Source organism: Rhodococcus sp. NPDC057135, from assembly GCF_042670865.1.
Lineage (GTDB): Bacteria > Actinomycetota > Actinomycetes > Mycobacteriales > Mycobacteriaceae > Rhodococcus_F.
Genome location: NZ_JBHUUU010000011.1, coordinates 175,606 through 200,673 on the forward strand (window position 1 = coordinate 175,606; position 25,068 = coordinate 200,673).

General features: G+C 60.5%; 23 protein-coding genes. 15 read left to right on the plus strand and 8 right to left on the minus strand.

Annotated elements, in window-relative coordinates; translation table 11 throughout:
* Window positions 1-55: 55 nt before the first annotated feature.
* Together ACFT1A_RS21440 and ACFT1A_RS21445 are read right to left on the minus strand one after the other, a co-directional pair.
* Window positions 56-547 carry an FBP domain-containing protein gene (locus tag ACFT1A_RS21440; protein WP_378448659.1) on the minus strand — a complete coding sequence of 164 codons (492 nt, stop codon included), beginning with the start codon at window positions 545-547 and terminating at the stop codon, window positions 56-58.
* Between the two features lie 200 nt (window positions 548-747).
* The gene (locus ACFT1A_RS21445) at window positions 748-1,365 is read right to left on the minus strand and encodes a DUF1109 domain-containing protein (RefSeq protein ID WP_378448660.1); all 618 of its coding nucleotides are present in this window, start codon (window positions 1,363-1,365) and stop codon (window positions 748-750) included.
* Between the two features lie 581 nt (window positions 1,366-1,946).
* Between ACFT1A_RS21445 and ACFT1A_RS21450 the strand changes: the two genes are divergently transcribed.
* The 6 genes from ACFT1A_RS21450 (at window position 1,947) to ACFT1A_RS21475 (ending at window position 8,437) form a co-directional block, all read left to right on the plus strand.
* Window positions 1,947-3,242: a hypothetical protein gene (locus tag ACFT1A_RS21450; protein ID WP_378448713.1), complete on the plus strand. Its 1,296-nt coding sequence runs from the start codon at window positions 1,947-1,949 to the stop codon at window positions 3,240-3,242.
* Window positions 3,243-3,288: 46 nt separating this feature from the next.
* Window positions 3,289-4,569, plus strand: a complete 1,281-nt coding sequence (locus ACFT1A_RS21455; protein WP_378448661.1) for a wax ester/triacylglycerol synthase domain-containing protein — start codon at window positions 3,289-3,291, stop codon at window positions 4,567-4,569.
* 167 nt (window positions 4,570-4,736) lie between these two features.
* Complete coding sequence (locus ACFT1A_RS21460) at window positions 4,737-5,621, plus strand: MBL fold metallo-hydrolase (RefSeq protein WP_378448662.1); 885 nt, start codon at window positions 4,737-4,739, stop codon at window positions 5,619-5,621.
* A gap of 53 nt (window positions 5,622-5,674) precedes the next feature.
* On the plus strand, window positions 5,675-6,223 hold the full coding sequence (locus tag ACFT1A_RS21465) for a hypothetical protein (RefSeq protein ID WP_378448663.1): 549 nt from the start codon (window positions 5,675-5,677) through the stop codon (window positions 6,221-6,223).
* Window positions 6,224-6,403: 180 nt separating this feature from the next.
* Window positions 6,404-7,774, plus strand: a complete 1,371-nt coding sequence (locus ACFT1A_RS21470; protein WP_378448664.1) for an FAD-binding oxidoreductase — start codon at window positions 6,404-6,406, stop codon at window positions 7,772-7,774.
* Window positions 7,775-7,975: 201 nt separating this feature from the next.
* A complete protein-coding gene (locus ACFT1A_RS21475) occupies window positions 7,976-8,437 on the plus strand; it encodes an Hsp20/alpha crystallin family protein (protein WP_378448665.1) in 462 nt (153 codons plus the stop codon).
* 610 nt (window positions 8,438-9,047) lie between these two features.
* On the opposite strand, the gene ACFT1A_RS21480 is transcribed toward ACFT1A_RS21475, so the two are convergent.
* Complete coding sequence (locus ACFT1A_RS21480; RefSeq protein ID WP_378448666.1) at window positions 9,048-9,764, minus strand: TetR/AcrR family transcriptional regulator C-terminal domain-containing protein; 717 nt, start codon at window positions 9,762-9,764, stop codon at window positions 9,048-9,050.
* Window positions 9,765-9,987: 223 nt separating this feature from the next.
* On the opposite strand from ACFT1A_RS21480, the gene ACFT1A_RS21485 reads away from it, so the two are divergent.
* From ACFT1A_RS21485 to ACFT1A_RS21520, 8 genes are all read left to right on the plus strand, one after another.
* On the plus strand, window positions 9,988-11,256 hold the full coding sequence (locus ACFT1A_RS21485; protein WP_378448667.1) for an ice-binding family protein: 1,269 nt from the start codon (window positions 9,988-9,990) through the stop codon (window positions 11,254-11,256).
* Window positions 11,257-11,910 (plus strand): class F sortase, encoded by a 654-nt coding sequence (locus ACFT1A_RS21490; RefSeq protein WP_378448668.1) that lies wholly within the window; start codon window positions 11,257-11,259, stop codon window positions 11,908-11,910. It begins immediately after the preceding gene.
* Between the two features lie 123 nt (window positions 11,911-12,033).
* Entirely contained in the window at window positions 12,034-13,185 is a 1,152-nt protein-coding gene (locus ACFT1A_RS21495; RefSeq protein ID WP_378448669.1) for an alkane 1-monooxygenase, read from the plus strand.
* Window positions 13,182-13,484 carry a hypothetical protein gene (locus ACFT1A_RS21500; protein WP_378448670.1) on the plus strand — a complete coding sequence of 101 codons (303 nt, stop codon included), beginning with the start codon at window positions 13,182-13,184 and terminating at the stop codon, window positions 13,482-13,484. The genes ACFT1A_RS21495 and ACFT1A_RS21500 overlap by 4 nt, the downstream gene beginning before the upstream one ends.
* A gap of 289 nt (window positions 13,485-13,773) precedes the next feature.
* Window positions 13,774-15,462, plus strand: coding sequence for an ABC-F family ATP-binding cassette domain-containing protein (locus tag ACFT1A_RS21505; protein ID WP_378448671.1), 1,689 nt, complete (start codon window positions 13,774-13,776; stop codon window positions 15,460-15,462).
* A gap of 206 nt (window positions 15,463-15,668) precedes the next feature.
* Complete coding sequence (locus ACFT1A_RS21510; protein ID WP_378448714.1) at window positions 15,669-17,108, plus strand: MFS transporter; 1,440 nt, start codon at window positions 15,669-15,671, stop codon at window positions 17,106-17,108.
* Window positions 17,109-17,336: 228 nt separating this feature from the next.
* A complete protein-coding gene (locus ACFT1A_RS21515; protein WP_378448672.1) occupies window positions 17,337-17,969 on the plus strand; it encodes a TetR/AcrR family transcriptional regulator in 633 nt (210 codons plus the stop codon).
* A gap of 159 nt (window positions 17,970-18,128) precedes the next feature.
* On the plus strand, window positions 18,129-18,401 hold the full coding sequence (locus ACFT1A_RS21520; protein WP_378448673.1) for a hypothetical protein: 273 nt from the start codon (window positions 18,129-18,131) through the stop codon (window positions 18,399-18,401).
* Between the two features lie 161 nt (window positions 18,402-18,562).
* Here ACFT1A_RS21520 and ACFT1A_RS21525 read toward each other — a convergent pair whose 3' ends face one another.
* The 3 genes from ACFT1A_RS21525 to ACFT1A_RS21535 form a co-directional block, all read right to left on the minus strand.
* A complete protein-coding gene (locus ACFT1A_RS21525) occupies window positions 18,563-18,970 on the minus strand; it encodes a hypothetical protein (protein ID WP_378448674.1) in 408 nt (135 codons plus the stop codon).
* A 114-nt stretch (window positions 18,971-19,084) separates the two neighbouring features.
* A complete protein-coding gene (locus ACFT1A_RS21530; RefSeq protein ID WP_378448675.1) occupies window positions 19,085-19,846 on the minus strand; it encodes a pentapeptide repeat-containing protein in 762 nt (253 codons plus the stop codon).
* A 22-nt stretch (window positions 19,847-19,868) separates the two neighbouring features.
* Window positions 19,869-20,318 (minus strand): winged helix-turn-helix transcriptional regulator, encoded by a 450-nt coding sequence (locus ACFT1A_RS21535; protein ID WP_378448676.1) that lies wholly within the window; start codon window positions 20,316-20,318, stop codon window positions 19,869-19,871.
* Between the two features lie 81 nt (window positions 20,319-20,399).
* On the opposite strand from ACFT1A_RS21535, the gene ACFT1A_RS21540 reads away from it, so the two are divergent.
* On the plus strand, window positions 20,400-21,707 hold the full coding sequence (locus ACFT1A_RS21540) for an MFS transporter (RefSeq protein WP_378448677.1): 1,308 nt from the start codon (window positions 20,400-20,402) through the stop codon (window positions 21,705-21,707).
* A gap of 65 nt (window positions 21,708-21,772) precedes the next feature.
* Here ACFT1A_RS21540 and ACFT1A_RS21545 read toward each other — a convergent pair whose 3' ends face one another.
* Both ACFT1A_RS21545 and ACFT1A_RS21550 read right to left on the minus strand, forming a co-directional pair.
* Entirely contained in the window at window positions 21,773-22,564 is a 792-nt protein-coding gene (locus ACFT1A_RS21545; RefSeq protein WP_378448678.1) for a peptidoglycan DD-metalloendopeptidase family protein, read from the minus strand.
* Between the two features lie 777 nt (window positions 22,565-23,341).
* The gene (locus ACFT1A_RS21550; protein WP_378448679.1) at window positions 23,342-25,039 is read right to left on the minus strand and encodes a 3-ketosteroid-delta-1-dehydrogenase; all 1,698 of its coding nucleotides are present in this window, start codon (window positions 25,037-25,039) and stop codon (window positions 23,342-23,344) included.
* Window positions 25,040-25,068 lie beyond the last annotated feature (29 nt).

Below are 25,068 nucleotides of genomic sequence, written 5' to 3' on the forward strand. Positions count from 1 at the left end.
GGAAGGGGGACGAACGTCGCAACAGGGTGCTATCTCGTCCCCGATTTGGTCGGCTCTACTGCCGAGCCACCCGCTCGACAAAACTCGAAGCTCGCAGCACCAGTTCATCTTTCCGATCCTGGCGCGCTGCGGCGGCATCGTAGCCGGCATAAGGGAGCGGGGGGTCGTTACGAACGTTGTCCGAGCACTGGAAGTCTCGGCAGATCAGTGTTCCGACTGTGCTGCCGCGTCGACCGGCAGGCCCGGCCAACTTAGCGCCGTAGAAGACGACCTCGTTGGGAAGTCGCGTGTCTCGGCACCAGGAACACTGGGCGCGCGACCGCGGAGTGGCCTCCGCTTGAACGAGCAAGACTCCGATGGTCTCCCCGTCGAGTGTCGGAACGATCGCGTAGGCGCGTCGGCCCATTTTCGGATCTCGCCAGCCCAGGTAGTCGAGAGCGTCGAAATCGATGGTGTCGAAGCGGTCCGGCAGGGTGAGATCGGACTTCTCCTTACGACTCGCGTTGACGAGGCTGGAACGGATCGATGTATCGGTCAAAATGATCATGGGTGTATACCAATCGTGGCTCGGTGAAGGTGGGTACAGCTCATGGCCCGATCAGCACCAAGTGCTGTCGGGTCCGAAATGCGCTATCTGTCGCCGGCGAAGACGACGCCGACAACCCCCTCACACCCATGGGGCTTCACCGTGTACGTATCCACACCGCGATGGTAGCTACAGGCCTGCGTTACAGGCCACTCGATTTATCAGTCACGCCATACCGCCGTGAACTCGTACCAAGGTCCGCCGAGGTGAGTTGCGGAGAAATCATCGAACCCCGATGGTGGGCCGCTGGGCGAGTACACCCACCCACTCGAGGTGATGAACATGCTTTCGTCGTCGATGAAGTAGACCTCATCGGGACGCACGGCATGGGCACTACTGATATCGAACTGGCCGATCTCGAGCTCTTCCACGGTCGATTCAGGCTGCTCCAGAAGACCAATCGCGATGGTCTCGAACTCTCCGCTCTTGTCGAGGAAAGTAGCCGGTGGCATCAACAACACCAGAGCGATTGCAGAGATAACCGCGATCGGAGAGGGCAGGATCCACCACGACCACCGTCGGTCCTGGCCAAGGACATAGAGGGTGCGGATCGCCCACACCAGACCGACCACGATCAAGATGAGCAGAGCCGCAGCGCTGACGAGGAAGGGATCCAACCATCTGTACTCCCCGAACGGCGAAGGCCACCAACCGTAATGCTCGCAGATCAACGCAGCAAGCGGAACAACGGTGAAGGCAAGAAGAATCGGCCCAGGGGGCTTGGCGGACGCCGGAGGATCAGCTACCAACCATTCACCCAACGACTTCGGCCTTCTCATCACCCCACCGTATCTGCAGGTGATGGCAAGCCTCATCTGAACGGTCAACCTACGGAGTGGGCTGACGATTCCTCCGAAAGCACTTGCAAGACAACCTCTCCAACTACCAACAAACTCCCGAGCACAGCGATCGGCACTCTGCGCCACAACCGACACAAGTGGACAATCCGCACAATCCATACAAACAATGCGAATCGTGCGACAATCGGACGGTGAACGAGACCGCGAGTGGAGTTTCGCACCCGCACCGACCGCGACTACTGAGCGTCGGCGTCCTACTCTCTGCAGGCCTGTTGTGGTCCACTCCCCTCGCCGCCGCCGCGCCCACCGAACCCGGGCCGGCCAGTTGCATACCATTCGGAACCGCTCAACTGCCACCAGGTGCGCCCTCCGGTGGAGGTCGAGTCGGATTGGCAAACCTACCGACATTCACCAGTTCAACCGCCCCCGACTCGGTCGAGATCCGCACGCCAACTACCCAATTCAATCGTTTCTGGGACTTCGCGCTAGTCGACCACGACTTACTCGCTCGGCCACGAGAGCCAGGCGCACCAACGGCTGAACCGTGGCGTTTCGTGCCGATGCCCGAGTGCCTGCGCGGCCGACTAGTCGGGATATCACTGGACGACGACGAACTCGTCGCGGTCGACGACAACGGCTGGATCTACACGATGGACAACGCATCCCAGGATCCGCTGGTGTGGAACTGGACCTCGGCATGGGGCGCACCTCTGTGGAGCGGTCCCGGCCGACAACTCCCAGGAGACCGCCCGAACGGGTGGGCACTGAGCGTCTCCTCGCCGTGGGACAACCAAACTTTCACCGACGTCGCCGGACGGATTCACTTCGTCGGACTCGCCAAGATGACGATGATCCCCACGTTGACCGGGGACGGCAGCCGAATAACCTACGCGGACCCGTGGCTGCCCAACGACGACAGCTACGAGATCGGCGGTCCACTCGGCGGACGGTTCCAGGCCGAGTCCTTGTCGGCGGCCGGGTCGACCACCTTCGTGATGAACAAGCACGGCGACATGTACACCCGCACATTTGATTTCGACTCTTCGGGTTCTGACTCGATCTTCTTCCGCTACAGCTGGGATGACCAGTCGGGCAAGCCCAGCGCACCCAACCTCGTCGCCGAAACCCTCGACCGCAGTACCGCCGCGATCCAACTTCCGGCGCCGGACTGGGTGCACCAACCCAAGATTCCCGGTGACGTCACATCCGCGATCAGCGTGCACTCCCTCGGTCCTGGCCCGAACCGGCGGGAGTTGCGCGTCGAGGGTCTCCGCGGCGCCGAATCCGGTTTCTGGCACAAGGATCTCGTCGGCGGCGACTGGGAGTTCACACCGACCGGCGCGGCCCTCCTCGGCATGCCGGTCGAGAACTCGCCGACAGACCGTTCGACCGACACACTGTCCCCCACCGCCCCCTGGCACCTGTCCACGACACTGCCCGCCCGCAACGGTGCCATCGACGGTCAGACTCTGATCGACATCGGGTTTCCCTACTCTGTGGTGGACCCGCGCCTACTCGACGCGATCGGCCAGCACGCACAGCCCTCCGGATACCGACTGGACGTGGACCACTTCGACCCGGTCGCCACGACCCGGACCGCGGCGGTGACCGCCCCGGATGGCACAGTATTTCCGGTCGTCCTGCACACCGCCGACGGGCTACGGATGAGTCCCCGCTCGTCCGGCCTCGACGCCGATCCGCGCCACCTCGTCGGGGCAATCGAAATTCCGTCGGACGCGTATGCGGATCGGGCATCGAACCCCGCTCTGGACGCGTTCGTACAGGACTGGATGCGCGGCAAACACATTGCGGCGATCACGCTCAGCGCCACCGACCACGACTTGGTGATCCGCTAGCCGAAACCAGCGTCGTTCACTCTGTCGCCTCGATTAGGCTCAGCAGATGGTCGAAACCACACGCGACGTGCCGATATCACCCGTCGACGCTGCGAGCTTCCAGCTCGGTGTGCACGTCCAGCCGTACCTCGTCACGATTGCCGGACTGCTTTCTCCGGGTGGCTTCGTCGATCGAGACGGTCGACCAGATCTTGCTCGTCTTCACCGCACCCTCGCCGCTCACATCGCGAAGGAGCCATTACTGCGGCAGCGACCGATCATGCGGAATGGGTCATGGTGGTGGACTGACAACGACATCGACGTCGGCCTCCATGTCTCACTGGACGAACGTGGTCCCACCGAACCCGACTTCGAAGCGATCTGCAGTCGACTCGTGATGCTGCCCCTCGACCCCTCCCGACCCCTGTGGCACATCGCAGTGGTTCCCGCAGCTCGACCGGGGCAGTGCGGCATCGTCATCAGAGTGCATCACGCGGTTCTCGACGGCTCGCGAGCCAGCGAGCTTTTCGAACGACTCTTCACCTCGGCTCCATCGACAGAACAACTACGCACGGGCACCTCACCAAGGACGAAGATCCGTCCGACTCTCGAACTCCGCGATCAGAAGAAAGCCAGCCCCTGGGATCTCCTCCGATTCCGAATGGGGACGTTCCTACACCGGCCGATCCGGTCGCGGGCGCTGCTGGGCACCATTGGCCCCACGAGATCGATCTCGTCCGTCAACGTCGGCACCTCGTTGATCGAGCGTGGTGCGCAAAAGGCTGGAGGCACATTGAACGACGCCTATCTCGTTGCTGCGGGCGCCGGACTGCGATACATCCTCGAAAATTGCGGTGGACACATTCCCAAGTCGATCGCGGTGTCTGTCCCCGTCGCAGTCACCGCGATCGGTGACGCACGCAATGCCGTCGGATTCATGATTATCGACCTCCCACTTCGCGAAACCGACGAAGAACGAGCCGTCACCATCGTCGCGAAGCAAACCGCTGCGGCAAAGCCGTCCGCACGCGCAGCGGGAACAACATTTCGGTCACCCCGCATGGCCGGCATCTTCGACAGGCTTGCGAAGCGCCAGCACATGATCGGTGCAGTGGTGTCCAATGTCCACGGACCGAGCGGCCCGCTCACGCTCGACGGGGCAGCGCTCGTCGAGCTCTGGCCGTTAGGCCCGTTGGCCGGCAACGTTCGAGTCGGATTCACCGCAGCGTCCTACAACGACAGATTCTGGATCGGAATCCAGACAGATGCCGAGCACCTCCCTCCGGCACACAGGATCGCGCAAGCCGTCGAACGGACTCTCAACGAAATAGCGCGCACCGCAACCTGACTGGATCTAGCCGCGGTTTTCGTGGATCGCAATGTCATCGAGCCGCTATCCGATTTACCTCACCACTTGGACGACGGATACTGTCGAGGGGTCTCGACTACAACTCGAGTGAGACGAGCCTGCAAGCCGGTGTCATCACGACACGATCGTCACGAGGGAGGCGAAAGATGTTCACACCTGCAGAATTCGGCAAGGTGTCGGTATTGGTTCCCGAGAACGGTGGTGCCGTCCCCTACGGAAACACCGTGGTGGTGCACGGATCCGAAAGCACTCTCGTCATCGACCCCTCGCTCTCCCTCGACCGAGATCCCGTAGGCGCAGACCTGGCGTTCATCAGCCACGGCCACGAGGATCACATCGCCGGCCTCCATCATTTCGACGTGCCGACGTTCGCACACCACCTCGACGCGCCCTCGGTCGCATCACTCGAAACATTGCTCGACAACTACGGCCTCCGCGCAGACGAACGAGCAGAGGTCCGACTATCGATAGCAACGCAGTACGACATACCTCCGACGCACCAGAATGTGGCAGGGATCGCGGACGGCCACGTCTTCGAGCTCGGTGACCGCACCGCGACGGTCATTCATTTGCCAGGGCATACGCGCGGACACTGCGGCGTACTCGTCGAACCCGACGGCTTCTTCTACGTCGCCGACGTCGACCTCACTTCCTTCGGCCCGATGTACGGCGATCTGGGTAGCAGCGTCAACGACTTCCTCGACTCCATCGACCACGCCGCAACGATCGACGCACGATGGTACGGAACCTTCCACCAGAAAGGTGTGGTCGAGGGCAGCGACGAGTTCCGACGCCGGTTGTCCGCCTACCGCGACAAACTGCTCAGCCGTGAAGAACGTCTCGTTCAATTCCTCGGTGAACCAAAACTCTTGGAAGACATCGTCGCCCATCGACTCGTCTACCGCCCTCACGTCACGGCCCCGTACGTCGACGCCGTCGAACGACGGACAGCACAGCTGCACCTCGAACGACTCATTGCGTCCGGCGCTGTCACCACAGACGAAGACAAGATGTTCCGGCGTGCCCTCTGACGCTCGAGCAGGCAGCGCACCGTTCAACGATCCCTCGTAGGATAATCGTCGACATGAATTGGGACAGTTCCACAGAAGCCGGATGGTTCGTCAAGCTCGCCGAAGATGGCTCTGCCGTAGCCATTTTCGATCCAGCGGGAAGTCTGTACGGCAAATTGTCCCCCACGTATCCGGACGAGGGCGATCGAACTCCCCGTCGACGGAAGCCGAAATCGTCGGTTGCCGATCGAGACCGACATGTACTCACGTTCCGCAAAGGTCACCCCGCAACACTTCACCTGGCCGACGGAACGATCGGAAACGTGACTGACCAGAAGCCCGGGGCCATGCGACGAAAGAACAAGCGATGTGAGGTCGACATCTCCGGCAGGACGTACATCTTCACGCATTCCTCGAGTCGGAGAGCGACAGCCCTGCGCGACGGAATCGCTCTCGCACATATGACCCGCGGCCGCTGGTCCAACCGAAGCACCGTCACTCGGAAAACTGTGTCGGTGACCGACGCCCTCGACGAGTGCGTACTGACGATATTCCAGAAAGTAGTCACACCGGGCCGTACCGGCGCACTGGATCAGGTGATGACCGACCTCAGCAACATCTGAGACAGTGAACACAACGGACGGAATGTGCCGTACGCCACATTCGGTGGATCTCAACCGCACTCGAGACACTAGCTTTCAACCACGTGGTCCACGCTGTCGGCGGGAGACCAACCATCGGTACCCCTCAGGTTCAACCTATTTCGGTAGAACACTTCGGATCGGAAGGCTGAAATTCGAATCATGGCCCATGTCGACGACTTGAATCTGCTCACCCCACGACTGTCACCGGGTGCGATGACCACCGATCCGGATCTGCTCCAATCCTACCGACAGGACTGGAGTTTCGACCCCGCAGCAGGCACACCGGTCGCCGTCGTACGTGCATCGACGGCATCCGACGTCCAGGAAACCCTCCGATTCGCCGACAGTCGACGGATTCCGGTCATCCCACGGGGCGCAGGGACAAGTGTCGTCGGCGGATCCACAGCCATTGACGGCGCGATAACCCTCAGCCTCGAACGCATGCGATCGATTCGCATTGACGTGTCATCACGCACCGCAATCGTCGAACCGGGAGCCCTCACCAACGACGTCAAAGTCGCTGCCGCACAGGAGGGTTTGCACTATCCGCCGGACCCGTCGTCGTTTGAAATCTGCTCGATCGGCGGCAACGCCGCAACCAATGCAGGTGGCCCGTGTTGCGTAAAATACGGCGTTACCAGCGACTACATCCTGGGAATGACCGTCGTACTAGCGGATGGATCCATCGCTGAACTCGGCGGAGATCGCATCAAGGACACCCCCGGCCTCTCTTTGACGAAGCTGTTCGTGGGCAGCGAAGGCACACTGGGCGTGATCACCGAGTTGACACTTCGCCTCATCCCTCAGCCTCCGACACCGCACACAGTTGTGGCCTTCTTCCCGTCGATGTCCGAAGCCGTCGCCGCAGCGAAGGACATCACAAGTCTCGTGCGGCCTTCAGAACTCGAAATCCTCGACAACGCCGCCATCAACGTGGCTGAAGAGTTTCTCCGCATGGAACTCGACACCGACGCCGGGGCACTCCTCATCGGGCGGTCCGATGCCGGCAACGGAGCAGAGGGCGAGGTGGATCTCATGCGCAGGCACTGCGAAAAGCATGGAGCCTCAGATGTATTCGTCACCGACGATCCTCACGAAGGTGACCTGTTCATCCGTCCGCGCTACGCCGTGTACGAAGCCTTCGAGCAGAAGGGCGTGGTTATCGGCGACGATGTCGCCGTCCCGATCGACAAGCTCCCTGCGCTCGCCGACGGCATAGCCGACATAGCAAATCGCACCAACACCACAATCGTCAGCTACACCCACGCAGCGGACGAACTCACTCACCCCGTTCTCAACTATCCCGTCGGAGACGAAGTGGCCGCAGCATCTGCCGCCGCTGCGAGACAAGAGATCTACGAACTCGTGAGAACACTGGGCGGAACCGCGACAACAGAATATGGCGTGGGACAACACAAACGAGACGTCCTGTCGAGCGCGCTGGACCCGGTCGTGGTCAAGTTGAACAGGGCAATCAAAAACGCCGTCGACCCCAACAACATCTTGAACCCGCGCGTTCTCATCCCCTAGCGACTCGGAAGGCCGAACAAATCGGCGTCCTCATCACGACCTTCAGATGCTCCCGGAACTCGGACCGAAGTTTCACTCGAGAATCTGGCACTCAGGGTTGCAGAGTGCCAGATGTGTTGGTTAACATGTTCTCGCACAGTGAGTTCGGTCGCCGTCGAGGTGGCGGTGACCTTTCTTCGACGATACGGGAGGTGTGTTGCTGTGCTTCGTTTCGATCCTTTCACCGACATCGACGCGATCACCAAATCCTTGCTTGCTACCGGAACCGGCAGCAGCCGAAGTCCTCGTTTCATGCCGATGGACCTCTACAAGATCGATGACCACTACGTTCTGCACGCCGATCTTCCCGGCGTCGACCCAGGATCGGTGGACGTACAGGTAGACGGCTCGACCCTGACCTTGACCGCGCACCGCAGTGCCCTCTCCGAAGAGGGCGTGACGTGGCTGGCCGGCGAACGTTTCACGGGTACGTACAGAAGGCAGCTGTCCATCAGTGAGGACATCGATTCCGAGCGAATCGTCGCCTCGTACGACAACGGCGTATTGACCGTGACCTTGCCGATCGCCGAGAAGGCAAAACCGAGGCGGATCGAAATCTCGTCGGGGCCGCCGGCCCGCACTGCGAACTCCGAGTCAGACGCTCAGGGTCAGATCGAGGCCTGACCTGTTCGGCCTGTAGCGCTACCCACACATCGGGATCGCACCGCAGGATTCTGCAGCGCTTGGTGCGAAATCGCCTGCACAAGAACCGTTCACCCCAGGAGGTCCACTATGTCCGCGACAATCATGGCCCCCGCCGCTGCCCTAACCGAACCGGTCGTCTGGAGCGAAGACCCGCAGCGGCAAAAGTGGTGGAAACGCATACTCGCGACCAGCCCGCCGGAGAATCCCCACAACGAAGAATTTCAACCCTGACAGGTCCAGACCGATCTCGCCGCATGCGGGCACCCACAACTGATACGGCGCCTTCCGTCCGTTCATCCTGGCGGACGGAAGGCGCCGTTCTGGCGTCTTGCACACGCGCAGCTTGCAGGTCGTTCACCGTGCAATCTGCGCATACGAGCCGGCACTCGATATAAGAATCGCCCGAAATGGGCGAAGCAGGACGAAACACTCACACAACCAGGACGAAGCTCGCCGCCGCTCTCCAACCGTGACACGTACGGTTGATATGTAAACGTCAGTGACCTCACTGGCGTTCACCGGCCTCGTCGGTCCCCTGAATTGTGTGGCCGTCGAGGTCGTCTCATGTCGCCACCCAACGTGAGAGTGGTCAGCCTTCTGCACTCGACGGCGGCGAAGCCGTCGCCAGACCCTCCAGAAGGATGGCCAGGCCGCGCTCGAGTTCGTCCTGACCGTCGTAGTGAGCCATGATCGTAGCCATCGACCGTAGCCTCGGGAACTCGGCGAGCGGAAGCCGATGCAGGCCGAGCCGTAGGAGATCGTCGGTCTCCTCTGGGTTTTCGACAATTTCTTGAAGCTCGTTGAGAATGTGCCCGTTGAGGAAACCGAACACCGCTCTGTAAATGTGCAAAGCGTCTTCGGGGGTGAAACCGGCGCGAATCAACAGTTCGAGAATCGCCTCGAGGTAGCGCAGCGTCCCCGGAGGACGCAATCCGAGCGGCGTCGACAACGGCCGAGTGACCAGCAGTGGAACCACATTGGGGTGCGCGAGCGCGAGGCGGCGATACCCATACGCAACCGCGTGCAGTTGCCCTCTCCAGTCGCGATCGGACGGGTCGACGACCAGTTGTTCGAGCACGGTCTCCACGACCCCGTCCAGCAGTGCCGCCTTGTTTGCCGCGTACCTGTAAAGGGTCATCGGATTTCTGTCGAGCGCTTTCCCCAGTCGCCGCATGGAAAGGCCTTCGGCACCTTCCTCGTCGATGATCGCCAACGCCGTCGAGAGCACAAGCGCCCTGGTGAGAGGTTCCTCGCGATCGCCGACTGGAATCGAACCATGAGTGCGATCTCGCGAGTGTCCGGTCATTCACAGAATATACAACGTATGCCTACGCGTTGACAGAACCGCACGACTGGTTTACTGTTCGGTGACGCCCTATATATACAACGTATACACACATCGTATACCCGGAATGTCCGGATTTACGTGGGCGCTCATCGATACGTCCCGGCGCCGGAGTCGGCGCGGACGTACGGACTCACTTTCGTCGCATGAGTCCCTTCTTCAAAGGATCGAAGATGAACAGAACATGACAGCACCTACCGCAACACGACGCTCGCGGTTCTTTCAATTCTCAGGCATTGCAACGATTTCCGTATTCTCGGTCGGCATTCTCGTCCTGCCGGCCGGCACTGCCGGCGCGGAAGCGACTGCTGTCGGACTCGGCACCGCTGAGCCCTTTGCAGTCCTTGCCGGAGCGGGAATCACCAACACCGGACCGACAACACTCGGAGGCGATATCGGCACGTATCCGACGCCGACCATCACCGGTGTATCGGACCTGACGATCACCGGCACCAACCATGGCGGAGACGCGGTATCTCAGGGAGCGAAACCCGACGTGTTGACTGCCTACAACACTCTCGCCGGTCAGGGCCCGACACAACCGACCGGAGCCGACTTGACCGGCCGGACACTGGTTTCGGGTGTCTACAACTCCGGATCGTCGATCGCCCTGTCGGGAACCGTCACCCTCGACGCGCAAGGTGACCCGGATGCCGTCTTCGTCTTTCAAGCCGGATCAACGCTGATCACGTCGTCGTCGAGCACCGTCGCGTTGATCAACGGGACGCAGGCGTGCAATGTCTTCTGGCAGGTTGGTAGCTCCGCCACTCTCGGCACCAATTCCGTGTTCCGAGGAAACCTGTTGGCGCTGACAGACATTACTGCCACAACGGAGGCCACTGTCGAGGGTCGCCTGTTGGCGATCAACGGCGCGGTGACTCTCGATACGAACACCGTTACCATCCCCACCTGCGCACCTCCGGTCACAACTACAACCCCGACTGCCACTACGACGACTACGGTCCCGCCTGACACGACGACAACCACGACGGCGGTCCCGCCCGAGGTGACTACAACCACCACTACTGCGGTCCCGCCAGAGGCGACTACAACTACGGTGGGCACCCCTGTCGGAACGGTGACCACCACGGTGGGCGTACCTCCGGTCATCACGACCAGCCGAAACATTCCGTCGATACCCGTGATTCCCGGTTTACCGCCACTACCGGGAACACCTCCGACTGTGCCCGGGACAGTAACCATCCCGTCTCAGGTGCCGACGACCTCGGCTTCTCGAACGAGTACCCCGACCACTCAACCTGTAAGACCGGAATCCCCCACTGGCCGAACCCCTCAGGTGCCGCAGGTACCACGAGGCTCGGTCGACACCGGCGACGGAAGCACACAATCCCAAAGTGCCGGGCAGTCGAGTGAAAGGTGGATTGCCTTGCTGGTCTGCACCTTCGCCGTCGTGGCAACATCGGTCCTCGTCATCCGTCGGACCAGTCGATAGATGAAAGACAGCAACTTCGTGATGGCTCCGCGATCTCGCCGAGCCATCACGGCTATCGCCCTTGCTGTTTCGGCACTCTTGACAGTCGTCGGATGCGCCGGCGGACAGGTCGACGCCGGAAACTCACAACCGCACCCATCGTCTCGACAAAGTGCCAACTCCGCGCCCAGTACCCCTGATTCTGCACAGCCGGAAAAGGTGCCGGTAACGGCAGCACAGCGCCCCGTGCGACTCGAAATCCCGTCCATCGACGTCGACACCGACATCATCGACCTCGGACTCGATACCGATGGAACCCTTGAAGTCCCACCGGACGGGAAGGCTGCAGGGTGGTACACCGGGGCTCCCGCCCCTGGCGAGGTCGGGCCGGCGATCATCGCCGGCCACGTCGACTGGGAAGGCACCGACGGGGTTTTCTTCGATCTGAGGAATCTCGAACCAGGAGCCGACATCATCATCAGCCGCGAAGACGGAAGTCGCGCAGTGTTTACCGCCACCAGTATCGAGCACTTCCCCAAGGACGACTTCCCCACCAACGTCGTGTACGGCGACCTCGACCGCCCCGGGCTCCGGATCATCACGTGTGGTGGATCTTTCGACGAAACCGCCCGCAGCTACAACGACAACATCATCGCATTCGCCGACATCGTCTAACCGGCCGACGACGCCGCAGCACGAAACTTAGTGCAGCGAAACGGTATAGACACTTCGAAAATTCTGTACGAACAGTTGGAGAGCAATGATCATGTTCCACTCGTCCTTACTCGCGAACTCTCGATGACAGACACAGACGACGTTGGTGCGAGCGTCGAAACCGGTGCCGATACGCTCGCATGGCGGGATCGGAAGCGTTACTGGTGGCCGTTGGGATTGCTGGTCCCGCTGAGCCCCTTCCTTTCCTGGCTACTCGTCCAACATTTGCACCTCGGCCTGTTCTGGGCGACCGGTGCTTGGATCCTGATTCTCGTCATCCCGATCGTCGACGTCGCAGTCGGCCCCGACGGCCACAGTCCGCCCGACAATGTGATCGCGGCATTGCAGGATGACCGCTATTACCGATGGTGCACCTACCTGTTCGTGCCGCTGCAATACGGGGGTCTCGTCTTCGCCGCCTGGTGCTGGTCGTATGCCCCGATGGCAACTGGAGAGAAGATCGCACTGGCGATGACCGTCGGCGTCGTGGCAGGCGTCGGCATCAATGCCGCACACGAACTCGGCCACAAGAACAATCGCCACGAGCGACGGTTGGCGAAAATCGTTCTTGCTCAATCCTTCTACGGACACTTCTACATCGAGCACAATCACGGTCACCACGTCAAGGTCGCGACACCTCGCGATCCGGCCAGTGCCCGTTTCGGGGAATCTTTCTGGATATTCCTCCCCCGCAGTGCGTTCGGAGGTCTGAGATCGGGGTGGCAGATCGAATCAGCACGTCTGCGCCGACAAGGTTCACCGGTACTGTCGCCTCGGAACAGCATCGTGCAGGCGTGGTCACTCAGCGCCGCTCTGTTCGGAACTTTGATCATCGTGTTCGGGTGGCAGATTCTGCCCTGGCTGTTCCTGCAAGCCTTAGCCGGGATAACTTTCCTCGAGGCGGCCAACTACCTCGAACACTACGGATTGCTCCGTGCACGAAGAGAAGACGGCAGCTTTGTCAAAGCCAGACCCGAAGACAGTTGGAACAGCGACCATCTCGTGTCCAACTTGTTCCTGTACCAGCTGCAACGACACAGCGACCATCACGCGAATCCGCGACTTCGCTACCAATCCTTGCGCAGCGCTCCCACCGCTCCGCAGCTGCCGGCCGGGTACGCGGTGATGATCGTGTGCGCTGCCGTACCACCGTTGTGGAGGCGGATCATGGATCACCGTGTCCTCGACTACTACAACGGCAACGTCGATCTCCTACACACCAAGGCCACCGTATGAACAACACTGCCCGAAATGATGATCGCAGCGACGGGCACTACACCGCCATCGGACCGCTCCAGAACGCCCGAGCCGACTACCAGCCGGCCCGTACTCGGCTCATGCGTGCCGCTCCGAGTCCGGAGGTCGTCGCGGCCGCGGAGTATCTGTTGACCCAGCCCGACGCATACCTCCATCGCCGCCGCTACCTCGACCTGATCGCCCAAACCCCCGGGCCAGACGGCACATCGATCACCGACTACGCCGCAGCGGAACGCTACCTTCTTGTCACCGCCACCGCGCACCGCCGAGAATTGTAAGCGTCTTCTGTCGCCGGTGACCGGTGCCAGACGTGACAACAGTCCGACCAAATCAGGCGAAAGGAAGCTGGAGTCCACCTGCGGCATTTTCCTAGTCACATGACACCGCTTCTTGTTATCGTGACGGCATGCATTTGATCTTCGAGTGACGGATTCATTCAGTCGTGCCGACCCTCGGGAGCGATCCCGGTCGGCTGCACCTGCGATTTCCGACCCGCACGGTCTCCGTCAACTCACTTGCGCGCACCAGCACCCATTTCGGTAGCGCGCACACTCCTCGGGAGCAAAAATGCCTGATTCATCGACCATTCCTGCACGCCTGCGCGCGCAACTCACCGCCACCGACATCACCGTCATCGACAGCGGCACAACGATACTGAGCGGAATCGACCTCACTGTGACGCCGAAATCGCGCTGGGCGGTGGTAGGCGAGAACGGCCGCGGTAAGTCCACCCTCTTACACGTGTTGGCTGGAAAGTTGACACCGGACGTCGGCACCGTCTCACGGGTCGGCACTTTAGGTCTGGCAGAGCAAGAAATGCCGACCACCGACGAATGCACAGTCGGGCAAGTCGTACGAGACTCCATCGCCGACGCCCTAGCGGCACTGGACGAATTCGAAATCGCATCGAACAGGCTCGCATCTGGCACCGCGGAGGCCGACCACCGCTATTCAACTGCACTCGAACAGGTCGAGGCACTTGATGCTTGGAATGCCGAACGACGGGTGAACATCGCGCTCGGCGGTCTCGGCGCGGTTACCGAGCGGTCACGCCTTCTGACGGAACTATCTGTCGGACAACGTCATAGAGTTCGACTTGCATGCCTGTTGGGATCTGATCACGACTTTCTACTGCTCGACGAACCCACCAACCATCTCGACCGCGAAGGCGTGAACTACTTGACCGAACAGCTTCGGAGCAGAGCTGGCGGAGTAGTTGTCGTAAGCCACGACCGCGCACTCATTTCTGATGTCGCCCAACATATTCTGGATCTCGATCCGACACGGGACGGTCGCCCCCGCATATACGGGGATGGCTACGCCGGTTACCGGGCTGGACGCGAATCCGAGCAGACTAGGTGGGAACAGGACTCCGAACAGCAAAAGACAAAGACCGCCAGACTCCTCGAGGATCTCACCAACGCACAGAATCGACTCGTCAGCGGGTGGCGACCAGGGAAAGGAACCGGCAAGCATCAACGCGCTACTCGGTCCGGTGGTCTTGCCAAGAATGTGCACCGCCGCCAGGAAGCCTTGGAATCCAAGCTGCTACCCGTTCCCGAACCTCTTCAACGATTCCGCCTCCCAGAACTGCAAACTCGACCCGGCGCATCCTTGCTGACGGTCCAGGAAGTGACCGTGGAGGGCAGATTGCACGTGCCGACGACGCTGAGCCTCCGTGGACGCGCGAAACAAGTTGTAACTGGGCCGAACGGATCCGGGAAATCCACCCTCCTGTCGATTCTTGCGGGAGAACTGCATCCGACGACCGGGCGGCGCCACACAGCAGAGGGACTGCGAGTGGCACTGCTACGTCAAGAAACAACACTCCCCCTGCAGTGCAAGGTTGGAGAGCATTTCCGTTCGTACACGGACACATTGGTCTCCGACGGAGCCTTGTCCGCCGGCGCGGTAGTGTCGTTGTCTTCCATCGGACTACTGCGCCCACACGAGATGTCCAAACGGATCGGCGAACTGTCGATAGGCCAGCAACGCAGACTTGATCTCGCACTCACGCTCGCTCGCCGTCCTCACGTGTTACTGCTCGACGAGCCGACCAATCATCTGTCAATCCGTCTCGTCGACGAGCTGACCGAGGCCCTCGACGCGACCGAAGCTGCGGTGGTGGTGTCCACACACGACCGACAGATGATCCGTGACACGAATTCGTGGAGGACCCTCGTTCTGTCCTGTGATCCTGACGGGTTGAACGCATGTCCGGCGGTCGGGATTTTGCCGTTCGACCACCTGCGATGACTACCTCCCGGTAACAACATTGCGAGTCTTGACACATCCATAATGCACTCAATACTGTTCAGCGGACGATAGTCGTCTCTAATTCTACGCACTCCGAACCCCCTGAGCAGAAGGACGCGAGAACCGATGCCTAGCAACCTAATCCGCAATTCATACGCCACCAAGAGGCGCCAGTGACCGAACCGAACATTCAGTCGAATCTTGCGATGTCTCCGCGCCAAGTCGGAGTACTCGCCGCCGTTGGATTCCTTGCATTTTCCGAAGTCACCAGCGGAATGCTGCAGTCGTGGTATGTCCCACTTCTACCGGAAATTGGACACAGGCTCGATGTCAGCCCAGCACAACTGAACTGGGTATTGGCTTCATACCTGCTCTCGACCGTCATCTGCGTACCCGTGCTGGCCAAACTGGGCGACAAGTACGGCCACCGGCGCATGGTACTGATTGTGCTTGGCGCCGTCTCCGTCGGAACGATCATTACAGCGGTAGCGCCGACATTCGGGGTCTTCTTGTTGGGCAGAATCATCCAAGGAACGCTGGGGGCACTCCTTCCGCTCGAGTTGGCAATTCTCCGAGAACGCGCGGGCGCCAGTTCAGGCCGCGCAATCGGGATACTTGTAGGGTGCCTCGGCGCCGGAGCAGCTGCAGGGACACTATTGGTCGGGCTTCTCGGCATTCACGCCAATCTGACCGTCATCCTTTTTGTGCCTGCCGTACTCGCACTGGTAAGTCTTGTAACTATCGCAATGTTTGTTCCCGAAACATCTTCTCGTGCAAAAGGTTCCATCGACTGGACAGGCTCTGCGCTGCTGGGTACCGGCCTCGCAGCCTTCCTCGTCGGGATCAGCAATGGAAGCAACCTGGGGTGGACCTCTCCCACAGTGCTGATGGCAATTGGTGGCGGCTTGGCATTGCTAGCCGCCTTCGTCGTGATGGAGAAGAAAATCAGCAGCCCATTGGTCGATTTGACCTTACTGACGAAAGGCGGAGTCGGATTCCTTCTATTGCTGACTGGGCTTTTCGGATTGCAATTCTACGGAGCTGCTACCATTTCTACACTGTATTTTGCCTCGAAACCTGACATCGTCGGGTACGGGTTTGGGCTCGACTCGATGGGCATTGCGCTGGCGATAACTCCCGTACCACTCGCCCTTATGGTTTCGTCGTCGCTCGCCGACAGCCTCGCGCGACGACTCGGGACTCGAACGGTGCTGCAGATAGCTGCCCTTCTGCTTTCCATTTGGTTCGTTGGGTTGATCGCATTTCGACACAACCTGACTGGCTTCATTTCGATGGGTTTGATCGGAGGTATCGGTATCGGACTATTCGTCGCACTCCTTCCCGCACTTGTCATCTCTCGCGCACGTCCGGAAGACTCCGGGATCGCGGGTGCCTTGTACAACACTTCTCGAACGGTGGCCGGGGCAACTGCCGGAGCGGTGTTTACCGCGATCATGTCCGGCATGGTGATCAGTGGATCAAAACTACCAAGTGAGACTGCGTTCCTGACTGTGTGGTCCGTCTGTATCGGAGTGTGCGTGCTGATTTTTCTGCTGGTTCCATTTCTCAACAAGCTCGGAGGAAAGGCCTACCAACCGGATGTGCCGGAGCAATTGGCGAATATTCCGGTCCGAGAATCATCTTGAGCCTGCGAGATTCTTTGCTGCAGTCCGAAGAATCTCCGGCACCTCGGATTCTCGAAACCGGACTACCTTGTACATACGAAGGTTCTGCGCGACCCCGCGATCCGATCTCAACTCGAGCCTCAACTTCGAGCAAGTGAGCCGACTAGACTTCGCTGCTGCATCATTACTGACCAGAACCTGACGAGTTACCCTCGAGATTCCTGGGATGGCGCGTGGCATGATGGGTTCATGTCACGCGCCATCTCGCAACCGTCTGGCCGTGGGCGACCAAGCGACCCGGAAATAGAAGCACGAATTCTATCCGCGACGCTGGAGCTGTACGGGGATCTCGGGTGGGCCCGGCTGAATCTCGACTTGATTGCGAGACACGCCAAGGTCGGAAAAGCAGCCCTCTACCGGCGATGGCAGACGAAAGAACAAATAATGTCAGACGCGTTGCGGTCCAGCAAAAACACAGTCACCGACTTCGACACCGGAACGCTTCGCGGAGACCTGGTGGCAATTGGCCAGGTTGCGGTAGAGCGGTTGCTCGGTGATCATGGCGCAGCACGAATGCGCGCCATGATCGATGCAAAAATATTCCCAGAACTATTCGAGGGCAAAATCGCTGAGTTTCGCAATGAAAGTATCATCGGTGGACGTGAAATTATTTTTCGCGCAATCGAACGCGGAGAGATCGCGAAAGGCACGTCGCCGGCTCTGATACTCGATGCCGTGGCAGGAACAATCCAGCATCGTTTCTTGATGACCCCTATGTCGAAAATCCAAGAGTTCGAATCCCGCGCCGACAAATACGTCGAATCAGTCGTCGACCTCGTTCTCGGGGGCCTCGAGTACAACAGCAGTTCTTCTGATAATTAATCACGAGAAACAAATCTCGACCAACCGGAGTCGTAAGAAGGCCAGCGCCGGGTGGTCCAGTCTTCGGTTTGCGTTCAGATCCGATCGTTTGCTGGTACAAAGCGTTGAGAAGCCTGGGAAACGACAGAGCACAGCGACATCGCGCCGCTGAGGTGGTCAGTGAAAGAGTCCTTGCTGCAATACGTTCGAACGCTTGGTGAGATTTCATACGGGTTAGCCCTAGTCGAACACGATGACGAGCTGATCGGGTCGTTCGTCGCAGATCGTCATGAACCCGATGGGACTCGGATTACCCAGTACAGCGGTGAGATCCACCTCCGAACGCACGATGGACACCTGAATGTCGTGATCGCCGATCCTGAGGTTCGGTTGGCCGAGACGCAAGGGCAACTGAGGGTACGGACTTCCCTTGACGGTCGGAACGCATCGTGATTGCGACCCTCGACAACGTCGAGAGCTCAGAATCAGCCGTGCACGCCCAGGTGCGGGTAACTGCCGCGGGCTCGATGGTGTTCGGCGCCAATTATCCTTCAGGGAGCAAGCTTTTTCGCCATTGACAATCGGGTTGGCCCACGCTGACAGAATGCGGGTGGTCACTGGGGCTCTCCGAGACCTTCCAGAACCAAGAACTCGATCTTCCGCAGTTCGTCGTCCGCGTCGAAGTTGTTGTCGCGAGCGGCGACTCGCCTGATCAACTCCACCATGGCCGAATGGATTGTCTGGAACAGGAATGCACGCGGGTCGGAAACATTCATCACGTCGGCACTGTTCATCTGAATCTGCGCCGTTGTCGTACGTCGCCCCAGAAACACGCGCGGAACCCGAAGTCCGGTCGGGTCGGTCACCACCGTGATGTCTCCACCGACGACGAACAGATCGAAGTCGTATTGGAACTCGACACCTCTCAGCTGGTGCCGGAGCCGAGCCAACTCCTCGATGAAGTCGGGCGGTATCGACGGCCCACCGAACACCGTCCTGAACGAGACCCTGCGAGTGTTCACGGTCAAGACTCTAAGACAAACGTGCAACCTTGGCAGAGAGCAAACGTGCGACCTTGACAGAGAGCAAGCGCTCGCCGGAATCACCTGACGACGCTCCCCCGCTTCCAACTCGAACTATCGATCCTGAGTTTCGGGGTCAAGACCCATGCCACCCTCTTCTCCCGCGTCAGCTGCTTGGGCGTAGCGCGCGGCATACCGCTCCAGCGCGACGGCCGCTTCTGTCTCACCCACCCATTGGTCCGGCACTTCGACCCCGTCGCTCGTCGTTCGCGAGACACTCGCCGTGGAGAACTCGACGGCGGTGCGGGTGAAGGAGCACCGCAGGAAGCTCGAGGATGGGGAGAATCGCGCGGCACCGAAGGTGCAATCCACGAAAGACGTGTCAGAGAACTGCGCACCGGTCAGGTCCGTGTCGTCGAATGCACAGCGCTCGAACACGGTATTGGGCACGGATCGGAGCCGTAGTGCTTTCGCTCCGGTGAAATCGCAATCGACGATCTTCGGCCCCAGGGCCAGGCGAGAGAGCGTGGCACCGCGAAAACTGCATCGCTCGAATCGGCGATTGATGCGCGGCTGTCCGGTCAACACGGCGAAATCGAAACGGCAGTCGAATAGTTCGGACTCGAAGACTGACAGTGCACCCTTGACGAAGCTCAGGTCGATGCGTTCCAGAGTGAGGAATCTGATGTCGATACCACCGCTACCTGCCGTCAGGCCACGCAAATCCACCAACCCGTCGTCAGTCTCCGCCCATGGCGAGGTGAGCGTGTGAGGTGGTGTGACTATCCGCGACTGATCAAGCAGCCGGGCCCGCAAATTCTCGACATCCTCGTCTGACCAACGGCGGCGCAGAGCACTGATTTCGGAGCGCTTCACAGCGGTCCGGCTGAATGAGGAATCAATCGAGATCGACCTTCCGTACGTGCGTATTTGCCACATCGAGTTCGATGTCCTGTGCATTGGCCAAGCGCAGCGTCGGCACTGGATCTCCCGTCGTGTCGTCGACCAACGTCGAATATGGTTCACCGTCGTCGAACGCGTGGCGCTCGCCCCACTGCCGCAAACTCACGATTACGGTGAACAGATCCGCCCCACGTGCGGTCAAGACGTACTCGTTCCTGGTCCCCTGTTCGTTTGCTCGAACCTCCAGGATTTCCTGTTCGACAAGGCTCCGCAGCCTGTCGGTCAGAATGTTCTTCGCGATGCCGAGGTTGCGCTGAAACTGACTGAATCTGCGCGCCCCGTCGAAGGCATCTCGCACGATCAGCAGCGACCAGCGGTCCCCGATGATGTCGGCTGTTCTAGCCACCGGGCAGTGAGAGTCCGTCCACTGCATGCGATCAGCCATCAAGTTCCTCTTTGGTTGCGTTTTGAAACCGATATGACATAGCCTTCAAATGGTATCAAAACGCAACCAAATGGAGTGAAAGTGGTCAATCATGCCGCGCACGAGGCCGCGCCGACCAGGCACGGGATGCCTCACAGACTGCGCATCCTTTTGGCTGTCCTCTGCGGGGTCTCGGTAGCAAACATTTACTACGCACAGCCACTTCTCGGCCAAATCGGGGCGGACCTGTCACTTCCAGCGGCCGGTCTCGGACTAGTCGTTGCACTCGCCCAACTCGGCTACCTCGCAGGGCTGATTGTGCTGGTGCCACTGAGCGACCTGGTGGACCGCAGGAAACTGATCGCTCTCCAGATAGGCGCTGCCGCAACGGGAATGATGCTTGTCGCATTTTCCACCACGGGTCTTCAACTGTTGATCGGCATCACCGTCGCAGGCGCATTCTCAGTTGTCGTCCAAGTCATAGTTGCCTACGCCGCAGCGATCAGCCACCCGGAGGAGCGGGGCACAAACATCGGCGTCATCACCAGTGGCGTCGTGGTGGGCATCATCCTCGCCCGCACCGTGGCGGGACTGGTTGCCGATCTGGCCGGCTGGCGCGCGGTCTATTCGGGGTCCGCAGTCACCTCTCTTCTGATCGCCGCAATCGCCTTGACGCTGTTGCCGAAAGACGTGCGAGCCTGTTCCGGCCAGGGGGGCGCCACGCGCCTACGGCCGAAGACGGGCAACTACATGCGGGCGGTCGGGGCAGTCGTGACGCTGACAACTACGAACCGAGTATTCCGCACCCGGGCACTGATCACCCTGTTCCTCTTCGCGTCCTTCGGTGCACTGTGGAGCGGAATGGCCCTGCCACTGAGCGAGGAACCGTGGCGGTTGTCCACAACACAGATCGGGCTGTTCGGCATAGCCGGACTTGTCGGCGCACTGGGTGCAATCAGCGCCGGCCGATGGGCAGACGAAGGCAAGGCGCAACGCGTCACAGGCTTGTCCCTCATCGTTCTCGTACTCTCGTGGGTGTTGAGCGCGCAGGCTACACACTCCCTTGTTCTGCTCACAGTCGGCGTGATTGCATTGGACTTCGCCGTCCAGGCTGTACACGTCACAAGTCAGAATCTGATCGTCGCCCATGCGCCGGAATCGTCGGGCCGCATCATCGGCAGCTACATGGTGTTCTATTCGCTGGGCAGTGCAATCGGAGCGATCTCCACCACTGCGGTCTTCCATGCCGCGGGTTGGAGTGGTGCGAGCGCCGTCGGGGGCGGGTACGCTGCCGCAGCACTGATCGTCTGGATCGTCGACCTGACGCGCACATCGCGGGCACGAAACCAGCCGGGCCGCAAAGACGGCCCGGCTGCAGAGTTCTCGCACACCAACTGGGATTCAGAATGAATGCAACTACTGAACCTGATCGAGAATCAGTCGTCCACCCTCGATCAGTTTCGAATCCTCTTCTCTTACAGAGTGATTGCGTCGCCCACGAAGATCTGATCGGGATCGACGATCTGTGGGTTCATGTCCCAAACCTGCTGCCAGGTGAGCCCACGTCCGGCACCGATGCCGAACAACGTATCACCGGCCGCGACGACCACTACTTCACCCGACGCCTGAGCAGCAGATTCCGAAATGCTCTCTGCTGGTGAAGATTCGAACGTTGCAGACTCGACTACCGGATCCGGCACGGATTCGGGCGCCACTTCAGGCTCGGGTGCAGTTGCAGGTGCAGGCGCAGGTGCAGGTGCGGGAACAACGCTCGAGCCGGTGTCGCACGCACCAACCGAACTCAGGAAGCCCATGGGATCGACGGCACCACCACTGTGAATCCGCAGATGCAAGTGTGGTCCGGTGGAGCTACCGGTGTTGCCCGTTGCCCCGATCTGATCGCCTACCTCGACATGCTGCCCCACACCGACCCATGTTTCGGAGAGGTGACCCATCTGAATCTGCGAGCCCGAGTCCGCTTCCAACTGGATGTATGTTCCGTATCCACCCGGATCGTTCGGTCCTGCAACCGAAATCGTGCCGGACGTCGGTGCGTGGAGTACGGTGCCTACGTTCACGGCGAAGTCGACGCCGTCATGTCCTGCATGGAAGCCCTGTGACAGTGCCCCGTCTACCGGCCACTCCCAGTTACAACTCGCCGACCAACCTTGCGCACCGGCGATACCTGCATTGACTACCGCTCCGGCACCCACAAGAGCGCTCACGCTCGCCGTAACGGCGATGAATCGTTTTGTGTTGGAACGCATGGGTTTTCTGTGCTTACTCATTTTTTCCTTGACTGATGTGATCGGGGCAGGTGCAACCCTCTACCCGCAGGCAGCACTCGGTACGTGCTGAGCTGTACGGCAGACAGCACCGACCCCGTTGGAGTGAATTTTTCAGAACGCGCCACGGTGATAACCAGAGCGACAGCTCTCGCGACAGCGGGACGCATGGGTACTGATCGAAATGTCGAGAATCCGACGAGCTCGTGGATCTTCGACGGCCCGGTTCATGGCACGGAAACGGCCACAACAGCGAACACTTGAGTGCGCTTGCCCGCCTCACGGACCACACTGTGGTGCGCTCATCCTGTGCGCCGCGGACATATCACGCGGGTGGACGGAGAGCAGATCCGGAAACTATTCCGTCAGCACTGGTGACAGCACTGGCAAAATCGCGAGCCAACTCGCGGCAGGGCGGGAACCGATCCTTGATCGTGGGCCACGAATGTCGCCGCGGCGAACCGAAGGCGTTTCGATCGCAGATCGACAGGGCGGGTGTCGGCACGGGCGGTCGAGATTGGGGTGGAACATGCGGATCCTTGCGTTGCGGATGAGAATCACCCCATACGCTGTCGCTTCATGATGCTTCACACGACGGTTGAACTACCTGGATACATACCTGTTTTTGCCAGGTCGACCCGACCGGTCGAAATTGCACCCGCCTCGTCGTCACCTGAACGTCGAACGGGAGACCAGTGCGTGTCCCGGTATCGGAACGTGCACTGATCTCCCGTTCGGAGGATCTGTTGTTCGGTAGAGCTACCGCTCTGCTGCGTGGTGCGCGGCGATGTATCCGTAAACCAGCCCCTGGCCGATCGTCGCGCCAGCGCCCGGGTAAGAGTGTCCGAATGCGTTGGCCGCGGTATTGCCGATCGCGTACAGGCCGTCGATGACGCTGCCGTCCTCGCGAAGCACGCGTGCGCGATCGTCGGCCTGCACGCCACCGCAGGTGCCGAGGTCGCTGAGCGTCATCTTCACCGCGTAGAGAGCACTCTTGTCGAGCTTCCTCAGGTTCGGGTTCGGGGAGACTGTCGGGTCGCCGTAGTAGCGATCGTATGCACTACCGCCGCGACCGAATTCCGCATCGCTACCGGCAGCGGCGGACTCGTTGAACTTCTGGAAGGACTCGGCAAAAGCGTCCTCGGGGAGGCCGACCTTGCGAGCAAGCTCGGCCGGACTGCTCGCCTTGTGCGCGATACCGGACTCGAAGAATGCCGGTGGAAGGGGCTGACGCGGGAAGATGCCGCCGGCGAACACGTAACTGTTGCGGTACTCCTGGTCGAAAACGAACCACATGGACTCGGCCGGGTCGCCCGCCTTCTCCCTTTCGAGCACGCGCTGACCGAACGTCATGTAGTCGGTTGCCTCGTTCACGAACCGACGGCCGGTGTGGTCGACGATGAACGAGCCAGGCAGCGCGCGCTCCGCGAGCATCACCATCGGCGGTCGTCCCTTGATGCTCGCCACCGCGGGGAACCACCACGACTGGTCCATCGAGTCGATACCGGCGCCCAACTCCTGCGCAGCCTCGATCGCCTCGCCGATGTTGCCCTCTGCACCGAGGCTCTCGTGCTCGCCGAGGCTCTCCGACTGGTACTTGTGGCGCCACTCCATGTTGTGGTCGAACCCGCCGGCGGCCAGAACGACACCGCGCCGGGCCGTCACCGTCACCTCGCGACCGTCCTGTACGACGATCGCACCGGTCACGCGGTCGCCCTCGGTGACGAGCCGAACCAACGACGTCTCCGTCCACACCGGGATACCTGCTTGCACCACACCGGCGAACAGGCCTGCTGCGAGCGCCTGACCGCCGGCGATGTATTCACGCTTGAGGACGTACTTACCGTAAACGCCCTGCGCCAAGCGGCGGATGATGCGCGGAAAAGCCTTGGTCGGCTTCTTCACCATCAGGTTCATCCATTTGTAGTCCGCGCCAGTGACCGGCATCGGAAGCCCGGCTTCCATCAGGCCGGGGCGCAGGCGCCCACGTTCGTCGCCGAGTACCGACGCATCGAACGGCTGGCACTCGCAAGTGCGGCCCGCGGCGCTACCGCCCGGCAGTTCGGGGTGGTAATCGGAGTACTCCTTGGCCCAGAAGAACTTCATGGGCGTCGTGCGACTGAGCATGTCGACCGTGGCGGCGCTGTTGTCGACGAACGCCTCACCACGTGCGGCGGGGGCCGTATCACCAACCGCCGCATGCACATACGTCTTCGCACGCGCAATGGTGTCGCCTGCACCGGCTTCCGCCAGTACCGGGTTGGCAGGCATCCAAAACGCCCCACCGGACCGCGCCGTCGAACCGCCCACGTACTGCGTCTTCTCCACGATCAACGTGGACAAGCCGAGCTCGTTCGCGGTAAGGGCTGCAGCCATGCCGGTACCGGACCCGATCACAAGCAGGTCGACAGCGATGTCATGGGCTCGAGTCGCGGGGGGTGCCTGATTCTTAGCCATTGAACGAATCCCTTCACGTGGTTTATCGA